The organism is Burkholderia sp. BCC0405, from assembly GCF_902833075.1.
GTDB lineage: Bacteria > Pseudomonadota > Gammaproteobacteria > Burkholderiales > Burkholderiaceae > Burkholderia.
In genome coordinates, this window is the sequence record NZ_CADFEO010000003.1 from 286,698 (window position 1) to 302,668 (window position 15,971).

Annotated in this window: 14 protein-coding genes; 4 read left to right on the forward strand and 10 right to left on the reverse strand. The window is 67.2% G+C overall.

All coding sequences use genetic code 11. From position 1 onward, the window contains the following. Positions 1-70 precede the first annotated feature (70 nt). The 4 genes from HWX36_RS06555 to aceK form a co-directional block, all read right to left on the reverse strand. Positions 71-508 carry a YchJ family protein gene (locus HWX36_RS06555; protein ID WP_043187089.1) on the reverse strand — a complete coding sequence of 146 codons (438 nt, stop codon included), beginning with the start codon at positions 506-508 and terminating at the stop codon, positions 71-73. 37 nt (positions 509-545) lie between these two features. After that, positions 546-1,223, reverse strand: coding sequence for an SDR family oxidoreductase (locus tag HWX36_RS06560; RefSeq protein WP_175951390.1), 678 nt, complete (start codon positions 1,221-1,223; stop codon positions 546-548). Between the two features lie 93 nt (positions 1,224-1,316). Beyond that, positions 1,317-2,084, reverse strand: coding sequence for a carbonate dehydratase (gene can, locus HWX36_RS06565; RefSeq protein WP_175951391.1), 768 nt, complete (start codon positions 2,082-2,084; stop codon positions 1,317-1,319). A 56-nt stretch (positions 2,085-2,140) separates the two neighbouring features. Next, entirely contained in the window at positions 2,141-3,958 is a 1,818-nt protein-coding gene (gene aceK, locus HWX36_RS06570) for a bifunctional isocitrate dehydrogenase kinase/phosphatase (protein WP_175951392.1), read from the reverse strand. Between the two features lie 304 nt (positions 3,959-4,262). Between aceK and HWX36_RS06575 the strand changes: the two genes are divergently transcribed. The 3 genes from HWX36_RS06575 to HWX36_RS06585 all read left to right on the forward strand — a co-directional run bounded on the left by HWX36_RS06575 (position 4,263) and on the right by HWX36_RS06585 (position 7,483). Next, positions 4,263-5,339, forward strand: a complete 1,077-nt coding sequence (locus tag HWX36_RS06575) for an MBL fold metallo-hydrolase (protein WP_175951393.1) — start codon at positions 4,263-4,265, stop codon at positions 5,337-5,339. Between the two features lie 72 nt (positions 5,340-5,411). Beyond that, complete coding sequence (locus tag HWX36_RS06580; protein ID WP_175951394.1) at positions 5,412-7,196, forward strand: DUF6880 family protein; 1,785 nt, start codon at positions 5,412-5,414, stop codon at positions 7,194-7,196. Between the two features lie 41 nt (positions 7,197-7,237). Continuing rightward, positions 7,238-7,483, forward strand: a complete 246-nt coding sequence (locus tag HWX36_RS06585) for a DUF6429 family protein (protein ID WP_175951395.1) — start codon at positions 7,238-7,240, stop codon at positions 7,481-7,483. 14 nt (positions 7,484-7,497) lie between these two features. Here the strand turns inward: HWX36_RS06585 and HWX36_RS06590 are convergent, their stop codons facing one another. After that, entirely contained in the window at positions 7,498-9,138 is a 1,641-nt protein-coding gene (locus HWX36_RS06590; RefSeq protein ID WP_175951396.1) for an ABC-F family ATP-binding cassette domain-containing protein, read from the reverse strand. A gap of 321 nt (positions 9,139-9,459) precedes the next feature. Continuing rightward, positions 9,460-10,848, reverse strand: coding sequence for a tetratricopeptide repeat protein (locus HWX36_RS06595; RefSeq protein WP_175951397.1), 1,389 nt, complete (start codon positions 10,846-10,848; stop codon positions 9,460-9,462). A gap of 322 nt (positions 10,849-11,170) precedes the next feature. Between HWX36_RS06595 and HWX36_RS06600 the strand changes: the two genes are divergently transcribed. Beyond that, positions 11,171-11,443, forward strand: a complete 273-nt coding sequence (locus HWX36_RS06600) for a hypothetical protein (protein ID WP_175951398.1) — start codon at positions 11,171-11,173, stop codon at positions 11,441-11,443. 51 nt (positions 11,444-11,494) lie between these two features. Here HWX36_RS06600 and HWX36_RS06605 read toward each other — a convergent pair whose 3' ends face one another. The 4 genes from HWX36_RS06605 to HWX36_RS06620 form a co-directional block, all read right to left on the reverse strand. Continuing rightward, positions 11,495-13,090: an ABC transporter substrate-binding protein gene (locus HWX36_RS06605; protein WP_175951399.1), complete on the reverse strand. Its 1,596-nt coding sequence runs from the start codon at positions 13,088-13,090 to the stop codon at positions 11,495-11,497. A 452-nt stretch (positions 13,091-13,542) separates the two neighbouring features. Beyond that, the gene (locus HWX36_RS06610; RefSeq protein WP_175951400.1) at positions 13,543-14,316 is read right to left on the reverse strand and encodes an SDR family oxidoreductase; all 774 of its coding nucleotides are present in this window, start codon (positions 14,314-14,316) and stop codon (positions 13,543-13,545) included. Positions 14,317-14,335: 19 nt separating this feature from the next. Next, entirely contained in the window at positions 14,336-14,974 is a 639-nt protein-coding gene (locus HWX36_RS06615; RefSeq protein WP_011353364.1) for a thiol:disulfide interchange protein DsbA/DsbL, read from the reverse strand. Between the two features lie 69 nt (positions 14,975-15,043). Further along, positions 15,044-15,943, reverse strand: a complete 900-nt coding sequence (locus tag HWX36_RS06620) for an SPOR domain-containing protein (protein WP_175951401.1) — start codon at positions 15,941-15,943, stop codon at positions 15,044-15,046. Positions 15,944-15,971 lie beyond the last annotated feature (28 nt).

Consider the following 15,971-nt stretch of genomic DNA (forward strand, 5'->3'; position numbering starts at 1 on the left):
TCATCGTAGCCCGACAAAATGGGGTTGTGCAATGCGGGAATTACCCGGCGTCTGACATGGCAACTATTTGTCAGCGTTCACTTACTTCGCCGTCGACGTAGCGCCAGAAACCATGTTCGTCGCGCTCGAAACGGCTCGTCTCGTGGAGCCGGTAAGCGCGTCCGCCAACCTTGTAGCGGGCCACGAATTCGACCTCCGCGTGCCGTTCGTCGAGCGGCGCGTGGCGTTTGACCGCCAGCCCGAGCCAGCGCGGCGCGTCGGGCGCTTCGGGGTCGGTGTCGAGATCCGGCGGGCAGGTGCGCGCGGCCCAGGTCGCGCGCAGGTAGTCGGTCGCGCCGAGCACGTAGGCGCTATACCGCGAGCGCATCAACTCGAGCGCGGTCGGCGCGGCTTCGCCGCCGTCGATGAAGCGGCCGCAGCAGGCCGCATAGCGGGGCGCCGGCGCTTTGCCGGCGGGAGCGGGGGACGCGCCGCCGCACGGGCACGCGTCAGGTCGGTTCAAAATCATGCGAAACGGGAATTAACGACGCAAGGTTGTCGGCTGCCTACCAGCTCAGCTCGATACCGTCGTACTGGAAGAAACGGCCGTTTGCCTGCGACACGTCCGCGCCGGATTCGGCGATCACGCGGCGCATGCCGGTCACGCTGGTTTCCGGATCGATCGCGGCCTGCGCGCCGCCCATGTCGGTGCGCACCCAGCCGGGATGCAGCGAGATGCACGCGGCGTGGCGCGTCTGCAGCGACGCGATGCGCAGCGCGTCGTTCAGCGCGGCCTTGCTCGCGCGGTACAGCCAGCCGGTCGTGCCGGTGGCCTCGGCGATGCTGCCCATCCGGCTCGACACGACGGCCAGTACGCCGCGCGCGTCCTCGACGAGCGGCAGCACGATCGGCAGCAGCTGCATCGGCCCGCGCACGTTCGTATGCATCACCGCGTCGAAATCCTCGGCGGTGACCGTCTCGACCCCCTCGGTGCGCGGCCCGTACACACCCGACACCAGCACGGTCGCATCGAGCCGCTCGCCGTCGAGCTTCCAGCCGAGCGCCGCGATCTGCTTGGGCTGCGTGATGTCGAGCGCATGCGCGTGCGCGCCGAGCGCGCGCAGCGCGTCGAGCGACGCGTCGTCGCGCGCGGTGGCGATCACGTTCCAGCCGTCGCGCCGGTATTGGCGGACGAATTCGCGGCCGAGGCCGCGCGATGCACCGACGATCAATACGGTTTTCATGTTCGCCGCTCCTTTGCAGTGCCGTGGTGACGGCGTCAGGTCAGTTCGATGGAGGTTGCCGCCGTTGCGTCGCCGCCGGCTTGGCTCGCGTGCTTACCCGGCGTCCGGGCAGGGCTTCAGGGTATCGACCACCGCCTGCGCGACTTCGTTCATTTGCGCGGCATCGGCGGCGACCATGTCGTTGTCCGGCGCATGCTTGCCGCCGGCGGTGAGCGCGGCCACGCAACGTTTGTAGGTCTCGTCGAGCGCGTCGAAGTTCGACACGGCCATTCCGAGGTTGCGCATCCGGCCGTCGTGCACGCCGTACACGAGCCCGTGCACGGTGAGCGACTGGCCGCGCGCCCACGCGTCGTTGACGATCGTCGTGCGGCATACGTTGACGACCTGCTCGATCGCGTTCAGCTCGATCAGGCGGCGATAGCGCGCTTCGCCCACCGGCCATCCGTCGAGCAGCGCCGCGTGGCGCTCGCGCACGTCCTGCACGTGATGCAGCCAGTTGTCGGCGAGGCCGACGCGGCGGTTGAGCAGTGCGGCGTTCACGCCCGAGCAGCCGTAGTGGCCGACGACCATGATGTGCTTCACGCGCAGGATGTCGACCGCGAACTGGATCACCGACAGGCAGTTCAGGTCGCTGTGCACGACCACGTTCGCGATATTGCGGTGGACGAACACTTCGCCCGGCGGCAGGCCGATGATCTGGTTCGCGGGCACGCGCGAATCCGAGCAGCCGATCCACAGGTATTCCGGCGCCTGCTGGTCGGCGAGGCGCGTGAAGAACTCGGGATCGTCGGCGAGCTGGCGCTTGACCCAGGCGTCGTTGTTGTCGAACAGGTGCGAGAGCGGGTTGACTGGGGTGTTCATCGGGTTGGATTCCGTTTTCGGCAATCAGGTCGATAGCGGGTTCGGTGTGACCGGCGTCAGGCGGCGCGCTGCGCGTCGCCTGCGCCATCGTTCTGGTCCGTCGCGCCGAAGCGCGCCGGGTAGCGCATGCAAAAGCGCAGCGCGGTGTCGTACGGGTAAAAATCGGGCAATTCGCCCTGCATCAGCTTGTCCTTGCTGGCCTGCCACAGCGCGGGATCGAAAAAGTCCGCGTGATGCTTCATGAAGACGTCGCGCACGCGCGGGTCGCCGAGCAGGAACGGCCCGTAGGTTTCCGGAAAGATGTCGTGCGGGCCGACGGTATACCACGGTTCGCCGGACAGCTCGTCTTCCTCGTTGCGCGGCGGCGGCACGCGGCGCACGTTGCAGTCGGTCAGGTACTCGATCTCGTCGTAGTCGTAGAACACGACGCGGCCGTGGCGCGTGACGCCGAAGTTCTTGTACAGCATGTCGCCGGGGAAGATGTTCGCCTTCATCAGCTCCTTCACCGCGTTGCCGTACTCCTTCACGCCGTGCTCGACGTCGGCGTCGGTGCCGTTCTGCAGATACAGGTTCAGCGGCGTCATCCGGCGCTCGATGTACAGGTGCTTGATCACGAGATTGTCGTCCTCGTATTCGAGCAGCGACGGCACTTCCTTCTCGAGCTCGCGCACGAGCGCATGGTCGAGCCGCGCGAGCGGCAGCGCGACGCTCGAATACTCGAGCGTGTCGGCCATCCGCCCGAGGCGGTCGTGGCGCTTCACGAGCTGGTACTTCTCCATGATCTGCGCGCGCGTCGTTTCCTTCGGCGGCGGGAACTGATCCTTGATGATCTTGAACACGTACGGGAACGACGGCAGCGTGAACACGAGCATCACGAGGCCCTTGATCCCGGGCGCGATGATGAAGCGATCGCTCGAATGCGACAGGTGGTGCAGCAGGTCGCGATAGAACAGGTTCTTGCCCTGCTTCTGCAGGCCGACCGACGTGTAGATCTCCGCCTTCGGCTTGCCGGGCATGATCGTGCACAGGAAGTCGACGTACGCGGAAGGCACACCCATGTCGACGAGGAAATACGAGTGCGAGAAGCCGAAGATGATCATCAGCTGGTCGCGGCGCAGCAGCACGGTGTCGAGCGAGAGCACGCCCGGGCGCACGTGGCGGATCGGCACCGCGAACGGCAGCACGCGGTCGGCGTTGATGATGCGGCCGACGATGTACGCGCTCTTGTTGCGGAAGAACAGCGACGACAGCACGTGGATCTGGAAATTCGGCGCTTCGTCGAAGTGGCCGAACTCGTCGTGGATCGCCTGCATCACGCATGCGATGTCGCGCGGGAGATCGTCGAACGCAGGCTCGAGCTGGAAGTTCGTGACGATCCGCTCGAGCGTGGCCGCGAGCCCGTCGGTGCCCGGATAGTACGCGCGGTAGGTCGGCTTCGCGGCCGGCTCGTCGTTCTCGAGATACTCGGTCGAGATCGCCGGGCGCACGAAGATGAAATCGTTGCTGAAGTACGAGCGGTGCAGGATCTTGCAGCACACCGAATTGAAGAAGGTCTCCGCGCACTCGGGCTGGCGGTGCGACGTGAGCAGGCCGATGTAGTGCAGCTTGATCTGCTGCCATACTTCGTCGTCGATGTTCTCCGCGTCGTATTCGTCTTCCAGCACCTCGACGCATTCCTTCACGCGATCGTCGTACGACGTGATCCGCTCGCGCGCGAGCCGCTGCAGCCCGTGCCAGTCGCCTTGCTCGTACAGCGTCTTCGCTTCGACGGCCGCTTCGCGGAAGATCCGGTAGTGGCGGTCGAAGTTCTCGAGCATCGTCTGCGCGACGTCGAAACCGATCTGCGAAGACAGCAGTTTGGGGAAGTGATTCATCGCGTGCAGGCTCGTTCGGGAGGGGCTGTAAGCACTCGCCATTTTAGCGCCCAAGCGGGCGGTTCAAGGACTTTGCGGCAATGTGCGGCCGGCCGGCAGGCGGCGGGTTGTGCGCCGTTGGATGCCGTTCGGTGCATCTTCGTGTAAAGATACGGGTACGGAACCGATTCTGGCGCGAACTTTTTTTGACGGGCGGCAAGCCGCCGGGCGCGTGTTCTGCGCGACGGCGATAGAATCGACGCACCGCCCGCCGCGGCCTGCCGCCGCCGCGCATTTGTACCGATAACGACGAGACGCCCCACCGATGAACGCACTGGAACACCAACTCGACTATCCCTTCGCCGACACGCTGCCCGCCGCGGGCGACACGTTCGAGGTCGCGCCCGGCGTGCGCTGGCTGCGCATGCCGCTGCCGTTCTCGCTCGATCACATCAACCTCTGGCTGCTGCGCGACGAGATCGACGGGCAGGCCGGCTGGACGATCGTCGATTGCGGGATCTCGTCGGACGCGATCCGCACGCACTGGGAGCAGATCTTCGACACGCATCTCGACGGCCTGCCCGTGCTGCGCGTGCTGGTCACGCACTGCCACCCCGATCACTTCGGCCTCGCGAACTGGCTGTGCGAAGGCGGCGACAAGGGCCGCTGGAACGTGCGGCTGTGGATGACGCTCGGCGAGTACATGTTCGGCTGCCTGATGGCGGCCGGCAACGGCTCGAACGCGGGCGGCGCGGCTGCCGCCGATCACTTCGCGCGCCACGGGCTGACCGATCCGGCCGCGCTCGACAAGCTGCGCAACCGCCGCCACTACTACTCGGATCTCGTGCCGGCCGTGCCGCCGCGCTACCGGCGCCTGCGCGAAGGCGACGCGGTGACGATCGGCGCGCGCACCTGGCGCGTCGTGACCGGCTTCGGCCATTCGCCTGAACATTGCGCGCTGCACAGCGAAGCCGACGGCGTGCTGATCTCCGGCGACATGGTGCTGCCGCGCATCTCGACGAACGTGTCCGTGTTCGACCTCGAACCGGAGGCGAACCCGCTCGCGTTGTACCTGCAGTCGCTCGGCCGCTACGAGACGATGGCGCCCGATACGCTGGTGCTGCCGTCGCACGGCAAGCCGTTCCGTGGCGTGCGCACGCGCGTCGCGCAACTGCGCGAACACCACGACGCGCGCCTGGCCGAAGTGCGCGTCGCGTGCGCGGAAAAGCCGATGAGCGCGGCCGACATCGTGCCGATCATGTTCCGCCGCCGCGAGCTCGACATCCACCAGATGACGTTCGCGCTCGGCGAGGCGCTCGCCCACCTGAACCTGCTGTGGCTCGCGGGCGAACTCGTGCGCGAGCAGGGCGACGACGGTGTGCTGCGGTTCGCGCGCCGTTGAGCGGGGTATCGACGGAAGTGTCCGTGTTGTTTGTAGAACCGTCGGCGTCAACCTGAATATCCATCATGAATCATGCCGCATAACGTTTCTCTTGCCGATGTCATTACGCTTGCGTCAATCCGCGAGTTGGCCGACCCGAAATCCTTCGCACGTGGCGAGGCTTATTACCACGATGGCGTCGTTTCGCGACTGACCGAGCGCGACGGCTCGGTATCGGCGACCGTGCGCGGCACATACCGCTATCACGTCGAACTGGCGGCGGACGACGACGGCACGCTGGATTATTCGTGCAATTGCCCGGTCGGCGAAGACGAGGTGTTCTGCAAGCATGCGGTGGCCGTTGCGTTGTCGTGGCTCGAAAACAGCGGCGAGGAAGTCTTTCATCGCGACGCACCTGAGACGGTGCGCCCGAGACGAAAGCGCAAGACCTATGCGGAACTGATTCATGAGTATCTGGCAACGCTGGACGCTGATGCGTTGCGGAACTGGTTGCTCGACGCGGCCGAACGCGACAGGTCCTTGCGCGACAGGCTGTTGTTCGAGGCCCGCGCCGCGAATGCCGACGACGTCCCGAGCCTGAAGGCTGCGGTCCGCCAACTGGCGCGCGTTACACGGCCGCTCGGCTGGGACGAAGCGCACCTTTACGGGGAAAACCTGTTCGAGCTGGCCGGCATGTTACGCCGGCAACTCGACGGTCCGCATGCCGCGCACGTGGTCGAGCTGACCGAACTCGCGATCGCCGATGCGGAGGCGAGCCTCGAACAGATCGATGACTCGGATGGCAGCGTGGCGCCCGGGCTCCACGAACTGGCCGAACTGCATCTCGATGCATGCCGGCGGACACGCCCGGACGCCATCCAGCTTGCCGAGCGCCTGTTCCGCCTGCAGGTCGGCGGGCAGTGGGATACGTTCCGCGGCGTGCTGCCGGCCTATGCGGAACCGCTGGGCGATGCGGGATTGAGCCGCTATCGGGAACTGGTCGAGCATCAATGGGCCGCGCTGCCGCCGCTGCGGGCGGGGCGGGACGATCGGCGCTCGTACGATTCGGTACGCTTGAATCTCGAGCATGCGATGGAATCGCTGGCGAGGCACGACGGCGACTTCGACGCGCTGGTTCGCATCTGGTCCAAGGATCTGTCGGCGTCGTACCGATTCGCGCAGATCGCGGAATTGTGCGCGGCGCATGGCCGTTTCGACGAAGGGCTGGCATGGGCCGAGCGCGGGTTGCACGAAGCGGGCGATCGTCGCGATGTGCGTCTTCTGGGCTTCTGTATCGACGAATACTTGCGTCGCCGCAATTTCGATCGGGCCGATGCACTCGCGTGGCAGCGTTTCGACGATCATCCAACGGCGGAAGCATTCTCGGCGTTGATGAAGGTCGCAAAGGTGACGAAGCGACGCGATGCCGTGCGGGAGCGCGCGGTTTCGCATCTGCTGTCTCTCGCGCGGAGCCAGGAAGCGCCGACTCAGGGCGGCAAAACGCGCCGGGGCTGGCAGCCTCTGGCGCGCACCGAACTCGTCAAGCTGCTGCTGGCGGAACAGGACGCCGCCGCGGCCTGGGACGCGTTTGGCGGCGGGCCGGTCGAGACCGGCGTATGGCCGGCGATGGCGGCCGCACGCGCGAAGACGCATCCCGCCGATGCGATCGCGCTGTATCACCGGTTGTTGCCGATCGCCGTCGAACGCGGCACCGGCGGTGCGCGTTACGACGAGGCGTTTCGTATCGTGCAGGCGATCGGCGCGCTGCGGGCGGCGCAGCGACAGCAGGCGGAATTCGACATGGAACTCGATGCTGTCCGGAAGACGTATCGCGCGAAGCGCAACTTCATCAAGTTGCTCGCGACGCTCGACGTGTAGCGCGTGCGACCGGCTCGATCAGGTATCGGGATGGAAATTGTATGGAAATCGACACGGCAGCAATCGATGATGCAGTCCTTGCGCTGCTCCAGTTGACTCTGCACGACCACAATCGCGCATGGAAGGGGCTCGATTGGGACGTGTTGAATCGCCTGCACGCGCGCGGTTTGATCGGCAACCCCGTGAACAACGCGAAATCCGTGGTCCTCACCGACGAGGGTTTGCGCGAATCCAGACGCTTGTTCGAACGGCTTTTCGTCGACCCGGGCAGTCGCGGTGACCCGTGACGCCCCTCGCTTCACTACGCGACGGGTTCGTAGCGCCACCCGTCCCGATGCCATTGCATCGTGTGCGTCGGGTCGAGCGCCGCGAGAAATGCGGTGTCGTGCGACGCGACCACGATCGCGCCGGGGAAGCCGGCCAGGGCGGCTTCGATCGCACGCACCGATTCGAGATCGAGGTGGTTGGTCGGCTCGTCGAGCAGCAGCAGTTGCGCGGGCGTGCCGCGCCACAACGCGCACGCGAGTGCGGCCTTCAGCCGTTCGCCGCCGCTCAGCTGCCGTGCCGGCTGCGTCGCGCGCGCCGCGTCGAGCTGCAACAGCGCGAGCCGGCTGCGCAGGTCGCCTTCGGCGAGGGGCGTATCGAGCAGCCCCAGTTGCTCGACGATCGAACGATCGGGATCGAGCAGCGCGAGCCGCTGGTCGAGATACGCGGCGCTGACGTGCGTCGTGCAGGCGCCTGAACGCGGCGAAAGCTCGCCCGCGAGCATGCGCAGCAACGTCGATTTGCCGCAGCCGTTCGGGCCGGTCAGCGCGATGCGCACCGGGCCGCTTGCCGACCATGTGATCGCGTCGGCATCGCAGGCGAGGCGCCACGGCGGTTGCGCGCGGTCGAGCGTGAACAGCTGGCGGCGCGCGCTGACCTCGGTGCCCGGCAGCGACACGAGCACGGGCGCATCGGCTGCGACGCGCGCGGCCGTCTCCTGCACGCGTTCGTCGAGCGTCGTCTTGAATTCGCTCTGGTGGCGCCGGACCTGCCCCATGATGTTGCGCGCCGCGCCCTTGCGGCTCTGGCGCGCGCCCGACGATAGGTTGGCTGTCTTCGCCTCGCGCAGCGATGCGGCCGCGTGACGCTGGATCGTGTCGTGCTCCTGCTGGAGCCTGCGCCTGACGCGTCCGCGCTCGGCACGCGCGTTGTCGAGTGCAGACTGCGCGGCATCCTGTTCGGCGTCGCGCTGCGCACGGTAGAGCGCATAGTTGCCACCATACGAGCGCACGCCTTGCGGCGTCAGCTCGACGATGCGCTGCACGTCGGCGAGCAGCGCACGGTCGTGGCTCACGATGACGAGGCCGCCGCGCCAGCCGTCGAGCGCCGCCCGCAGCCATGCGCGGCCCTGCGCGTCGAGATGGTTGGTCGGCTCGTCGAGCACCAGAAGGCCGGCGCCGGACAACAGGGCGCCGATCAGTGCGACGCGCGCGCGTTGCCCGCCGCTCAGCGCTTGCGCCGGCGTGTCGGCGCGCACGTCGTGCAGGCCGGCCGCGTCGAGCGCGGTGCGCAACCGCTCCACGAGATCCCAGCGATCGCCGATCGGGTCGAAGTCGTGCGGTTCCGCGCGGCCGTCGGCGAGACGCGCGAGCGCGTCGAGCGGCGCATCGAGCGCGGCAACCTGCGCGACGGTCCGCGGGCCGGCGGCTGCGTCGTCATGCTGCTGCGCGACGTAGACGACTGGCGTGCGCCGGTCGATCGTCCCCGCACTCGGCGCGCAGCGGCCCGCGATCAGTTGCGCGAGCTGGCTCTTGCCGATGCCGTTGCGGCCGACGATGCCGGTCGGCGTGCGATCGATGGAAAGGTCGAGCGAATCGAACAGCGTGAAGCCGTCGTCGAAGCGGAAGGAAACGTGATGAAGCGCGACGAGCGCGCCGGTGGGCGTGGCGGCAGCCATAAGCACCTCCGAAAATGCGTGAAGACCTTCGCGCGCGGCGTGCGTGGCACGGCGGCGAAAACATTTCGGGAAGGCTTAGTTGTTCACTTTGGCTGGCGTCCGGTATGAGGAATGAGCGCGCAGTGTAGCAGGCGCGGCGCGCGCGCCGCAAGCGACGGCCCGACGCGTCGTCGCTCGCGCGCGACGCGCGGCGGCCGCGTACCGCACCGCGGCGATCGTGAAGGTCTGCCGTCCGCACGGGCTCACGCGACAGCGGCTCGCGTGCGTGCCGGTGAGCGCGATGGCATCCGAACATCGCGTTCGTTGGTGCGTGTGCCTGCGTCAGCCCGCAGCGCGCGGCGCCGTCGTTGCGCGCCGCTCGAGCAGCGCGTGGAACGTTTGCCGGATGCGCTCGACGGCGGCTGTCTTGTACGGGAATCGTTCGTTGTTCCCGTGCACCAGCATGCTCGCATTGACCTCGAACACGACGACCGCTCCGTCGCGGTCGAGCCCGCAGTCGATGCCGAAATAGTCCAGCCCGATCGCGTCGCGGATCGCCTGCAGTCCGTTGCGCTGCGCGGCGCCGAACGCTTGCCACGGATCGTCGAGGAACGCGCGCTCCTCGTCCTGCATCCATGCGTGGTGCGCCATGTCGGTCGTCGCGTGATGGACCTTCCATTGGCTGTCGATCGCGAGGTGATACGGCAGGATCTCGCCGTCGACATAGACGAAACGGTACTTGCGGAAATAGCCGTCGGCGGACCGGTAGTCGACGTACGGCGTCAGATAGAAATCGTCCGTATCGAACCTGTCGACGAACGCCAGCAGTTGCGCCGCGTGTTCCATCCGTTCGAAATCGTCGCCGCCGTGCGCGCCGGCCGGCCTCGCGAGCAGCGGAAACGGTAGCGGCGCCGGCGATGTGCCCGATAGCATCGCGCGCAGCCCGGCTTTCCGGTGAAGCGACGTCTGCGGCACACGGCAGCCCGGCATCTCCGCCAGTTGCCGCGCCACCGCGTCCCGGCTCGTTTGCGCGATCACGGCCGGCGCATTCACGACGGGCCGGCCGACGCTCGTGACGAGCGCCTGCGCCGGCGCGAGCAGCGCCTGCCCGCGATCGACGTCGGACACCAGATTGACGACCACGTCCGCATAGATGCGCAACCGGTCGACGTCGTACTCCATGTCGGGCAGCAGCGTGATGATGTTGCTTTCGAAGCGCGCCCGATCGATCAGGAATTCGAACGGTGTGTTGCCGGCGCCGGGCGCGAACACGAACAATACGCGGAAGTCCGCCGGCGCGACGGCGGCCGGGATCGTGACAAGCGGCTTCAGTTTCAGCGCGCGGCGGAAGCTCGCGTCCGCTTCGCGCGCGAGCCCCAGCGCCTGCTCGAGATTCGCGACGGTATGCGCGAGCGCGGGATCGTCGGGATCGTGTTCGAGCGCGCGCCGGAAATGTGCGAGCCCGCGGGCGTGGCGGCCCGCGCAGGTCTCGGCGAGGCCGAGCTGGCGGCTGACGGCGGCGTGATCGCCGGGGCGCTCCAGCAGCGGCGTCAGCCAGCCGATGGCTTCGTCGAAGCGGTCCTGCCGGATCAGCACCAGCGCGAGGCCGAAGCACGCGTCCCAGTGGCCGGGCTCGAGCGCGAGCGCATCGCGGTAATGGTGTTTGGCCTGGTCGAGATGGCCCGCCTGCCGGCAAGAGGACGCGAGTGAAAGGGCGTGATCGATGGACATGATGGCGGCATGCCGCACGCGGCCGGATGACACGACGCTTGCGGTGCGGTTGGGCGAAAGCCGGGAAGACCCCGGCCGGATGGAACGAACGCCCGAAAGATAGCAGCGCGTCGATCCGTTCCGATCGCTCCCTCACTCCGGAAATTTACCGGCGATTACCGCAAGCCGCCGACGTAATGGGTCGTAACGCGACACCGCCCGACCGCGTCGTTTCCGCCTCTAATCGACCGATTGAACGGCGTGCGCTTGCGGCACGCTGCGATGGCGCTCGCAAAGCAACGCATCGCGGCGGGCGTCCGTTCATTCAATCCAGAGGAATACCATGTCCATTTCCAGCGTCTCGACCAGCGGCATCACGTCCCCGACCTTTCAGGGCAATGCCGCGCAGCGCACCGGCAACACCACGTCCACGTCGTCCCCGGAGCGGACGAAGCACATGCACGGCCATCATCATGGCGCCGAGGCCGTGTCGTCGAGCTCGACCGACAGCACGACGTCGTCGACCGGCAGCACGGCCGGCACCGCGAGCGGCACGGCGTCGACTTTTTCGCTCGCCGGCGACGCGCTCGGCAGCCTGATCAACACCACCGCGTAACGCGAAGCAGGCAACACGGCGGCGGCGTGATGCCCGTTCGCGGCGGACGCGTTACTGCACGGCGACCGTCGTGAAGTTCTGCCGTCCGAACGGGCTCACGCGATAGCCGCTCACGTTCGTGCGCGTGAGCGCGGCCGCGGTGGGGTAGCCGAGCGGGATCCACAGCGCCTGGTCGTGGATGATCTTCTGCGCGGCTTCGTACAGCTTCGCGCGCTTGGCCTGGTCGGCGGTCGACTTGCCGTCGGCGATCAGCTTGTCGAGCTGCGCGTCGCAGAAGCGCGCGAAGTTGATGCCCGATTTCACCGCATTGCAGCTGAACAGCGGCGACAGATAGTTGTCCGGATCGCCGTTGTCGCCGGCCCAGCCCATGAACAGCATGTCATGCTGGCCGAGCTTCGCCTGCTTGATCAGCTCGCCCCATTCGATCACCTTGACCTCGGCCTTCACGCCGATCTTCGCGAGGTCGGCCTGCAGCAGCTCCGCGCCGACCTTCGGGTTCGGGTTCAGCACGCTGCCGGTCGGGCGCGTCCAGATCGTCGTCGAGAAGCCGTTCGGGAAGCCGGCCTGCGCGAGCAACTGCTTCGCCTTCGCCGGATCGTACGGATACGGTGCGACGTCCTTCGCGTAGCTCCACGTGTTCGGCGGATACGGGTTGTTCGCGGCCGTCGCGGTGTTGTCGAACACGACCTTCAGGTAGGTCGCGCGGTCGAACGCGAGGTTCAGCGCTTCGCGCACCTTGTCGTTGTCGAGCGGCTTCTTCTGCGTGTTCAGTGCAACGAACGCGGTCATGAACGCGGGCGTCTGCACGACCTTCAGCGCGCTTTCGCCCTTCGCGGCGAGCACGTCCTGCGGCTTCGGCGACAGCGCGATCTGGCATTCGCCGGCCTTCACCTTCTGCAGGCGCACCGACGGGTCGGGCGTGATTGCATAGATCAGCCGGTCGACCTTCGGCTTCGTGCCCCAGTAGGTCGGATTCACGTCGTAGCGGATCAGCGCGTCCTTCGTGTAGCTCTTCAGCACGAACGGGCCGGTGCCGACCGGCTTCGCGTTCAGGTCGGCCTGCTTGCCGGCCTTCAGCAACTGGTCCGCGTATTCGGCCGAGTAGATCGACGCGAAGCCCATCGTCAGGATCGGCACGAACGTCGCGTTCGGCTCGTTCAGCACGAACTTCACGGTGCTGTCGTCGACCTTCGTGACCGACTTCACGAGCTTCACGAGGCCCATCGACTGCGCGTGCGGGAAGCCGCTCGCACCCGCCACCTTGTGCCACGGGTTCGAGTCGTCGAGCATTCGCGAGAACGTGAACACGACATCGTCCGCGTCGAGCGCGCGGCTCGGCTTGAAGTAGTCGGTGGTCTGGAACGCGACGTTCGGGCGCAGGTGGAACGTGTACGTGAGGCCGTCGGCGCTCGCCTCCCATTTGTCGGCGAGCGCGGGCACGACCTTCTTCGCGGCTTCGTCGTACGACACGAGCGTGTTGAAGATCACGTCGGCCGACGCGTTGGTCGTGACGAGCGAGTTGTACTGCACGACGTCGAAGCCGTCCGGGCTCGATTCCGTGCACACGGTGAGCGGCTTGGCGGCGGCGAGGCCGGGGGCGGCGAGGGCGGCGGCGAGCGTGGCCGCGGCGAACAGCTTGACCTGCATAGGATCTCCCACGTGGCTTGTGTTTTTTGCTGGGTGACGGGATGCGGGCGCGGCCCGGAAGCGGGCAGGGCCGGCGCGGCTGGCGAATAGCATACCGTCAAAGCGCGCGACGCGTGAAAAAAGCGCCTGAACGCGGCGAATTGACCGAAAAACGGCTGCGTTCGCGACGGAACGGGTGTTGGGGCGGTGGGAGGGGCGAGCGCTGGCGCTGGGGGCGCTGGACGGCGGTGCGGCGGGGGCGGCGCGGGAGCGCTCTGCGAATCGGAGCGTCGAAGCGGCCCGGCGTCGGTGCGGAGAGACGGAGAGATGGAGAGACGGAGAGACGGAGAGACGGAGAGACGGAGAGACGGAGAGACGGAGAGACGGAGAGACGGAGAGACGGAGAGACGGAGAGACGGAGAGACGGAGAGACGGCCCGCGATGCGTCGCGCGGGCCGGCGCTCGCCGGAGTGTCAGTGCGCCCCGGCCTTCGGCTTGCGCGGCGCCTTCTCGAACAGGCGGTCGTACAGCCAGCGCGGCAGCACGTGCAGCACCTTCGCGACGACGCCCATCTGCCACGGAATCACGCGGAACGCGTGCTGCCGCGCGATTGCCTGGGCCGCCCGTGCGGCGAAGCGGTCGGCGTCCATCAGGAACGGCATCCGGTACGGGTTGTGCGCGGTCATCGGCGTGCGGATGTAGCCGGGCGCGATCGTCACGACGCCGACGCCGGCCGGCCGCAGCTCGACGCGCAGCGCTTCGAGGTACTTGATCGCGGCCGATTTCGACGCGCTGTACGCGCCGGAACCGGGCAGGCCGCGCACGCCGGCGACGCTTGCGACACCGACCAGCGTGCCGTGGCGCGCGGCCGTCATCGGGCCGACGAACGGCTCGAACGTCGCGACCATCCCATAGTAGTTGATGTCCATCACGTCGCGGAACGCCGCGAGATCGCCCTGGCCCGTGACGGCGCCCTGGCTGATGCCTGCGTTCGCGATCACGACGTCGGGGCAGCCGTGCGTTGCGATGAACGACGCGGCGGCCGTCGCGAGCGCGTCGGCGTCGCGCACGTCGGCGGAATAGACGGAGATGGACAGCTTCGGGAAGCGCTGCGCGAACGCATCGAGGGTCTCGGTGCGTCGCGCGACGAGTGCGAGCGTGGCGCCCTGGCGGGCGTATTCCTCGGCCATCGCGAGGCCGAGGCCGCTCGATGCGCCGGTGATGAAGACCTTCAGCGGAGTAGTCATGCCGGCGCGCGGGCGGGGATCAGAGCTTCTTGTCCTGAACCTGCTTCACGAGGAAGTCGAGCACCTGGGCCGTGCCCGGGATGCTGTTCGCGTAAGCGGGGCCCGTCTTGTACTTGCCCTGGACGACGACCGTCGGCACGCCGTCGATCGCGTAGTCCTTCAGCAGCTTGGCCGACTGGTTCACTTCGCCCTGCACGCTGAACGAGTTGTACGCGTCCATGAACTGCTTCTTGTCGACGCCTTGCGTGGCCAGGAAATCGGCCTGCGCCTGCGGCGTCAGCAGGTAGTTCTTCTGCTTGTGGATCGCGTTGAAGATCGCCGGCGTGACCTTCTCGGAGATGCCGAGCGCGGACACCGCGTAGAACAGCTTCGAGTGCGGGACGAAATCGTCACGGAATGCGACCGGGACGCGCTTGAAGTCGATGTTGTTGCCCTGCTTCTTCACCCAGGCCTCGATCGTCGGCTCGAATTCGTAGCAGTGCGGGCAGCCGTACCAGAAGAACTCGATCACCTCGACCTTGCCGGCCGGCGCGGACACCGGCTGCGGCGACTTCATCACCTCGAAGTCCTTGCCGGCGACCGGCGCGGCGGGCGAAGCCTGTGCGAGGCCGGCGGCCAGGCCCAGGGACAGGAGGAGCGTGCTAAGCAGTTTTTTCATGTTGTGAACGTCGAATCAGTTGCTCGGGTTACGGGACGTAACGGGTTCTGGGTGGGCTCGGCCGGTTGCTTACTGCTTCGTGAAACGGATCACCGCCGTGTCGACACCTGCATCGGACAGGCGCTGGCGGGCCGAGTTCATATCCTCGAACTTCGAGAACGGGCCGACCCGCACGCGGAAATACGTCACGCCGCTGACATCGCGCTTCGACACCTTCGACTCGAAGCCCTGGAAGCCGAGGCGCGCGCGCTGCTGCTCGGCGTCGCCTTCCGTCTTGTACGCGCCAACCTGCAGGAAGTAGCCGGTATTCGCGTCGTTCGCGGTCGGCGGCTTCGCCGCGGCGGCGGCCGTGGCCGACGAGGTCGGCTTCGGCGTGTTCGCGGCCAGTTGCTGTTGTTGCTGCTTTTGCGCGGCGGCTTGCTGCGCCTGCTTCTGCGCGGCGAAGCGTGCGAGGTCGTCCTCGCCGCCTTGCTGCTGCTGCGCTTGCTGCGTCTTCTTCGGCGGCGGCGTGGTGTCGGCCGGCTTCGGCGCGACGGCGACGCCATTGCTCGACGACGTAGTGTTCGACGCGGTCGTGTTGTTCGCGCTGCCGGTGCTGTTCGAGCCGCTCGACCCGTTGGCCTGCGGCGGCACTTCGACGATCTGCGGCTCGGGCAGCAGGCCGCCCTGGGTCTGGTTCGCGGCCTGGCCTGGCGCGGTGTTCGGCGGCGCGGGCTGCGCGGCCTGCGGCACCGGCTGGCCGGGCGTCTTGCCCTGCAGCGCGCGGTTCGGATCGAACTGCTGCGGCTGGCTCGCGCCGTTGTCGGCCGGCGGCGGCGCGACCTTCGACACGAACGGCGACGGCGAACGCGTGATGTAGAGCGCCACCACCACCGCGATCGCGAGGCCGACGATCAGGCCCAGCACGATTCCAAGAAATGTTCCTCCGGCTTGTTTCGATTGTTTCGAAGTGCGGCGTGGTTGTGCCATTGCTTGAGTCACCTGCAAAAAGAATCGT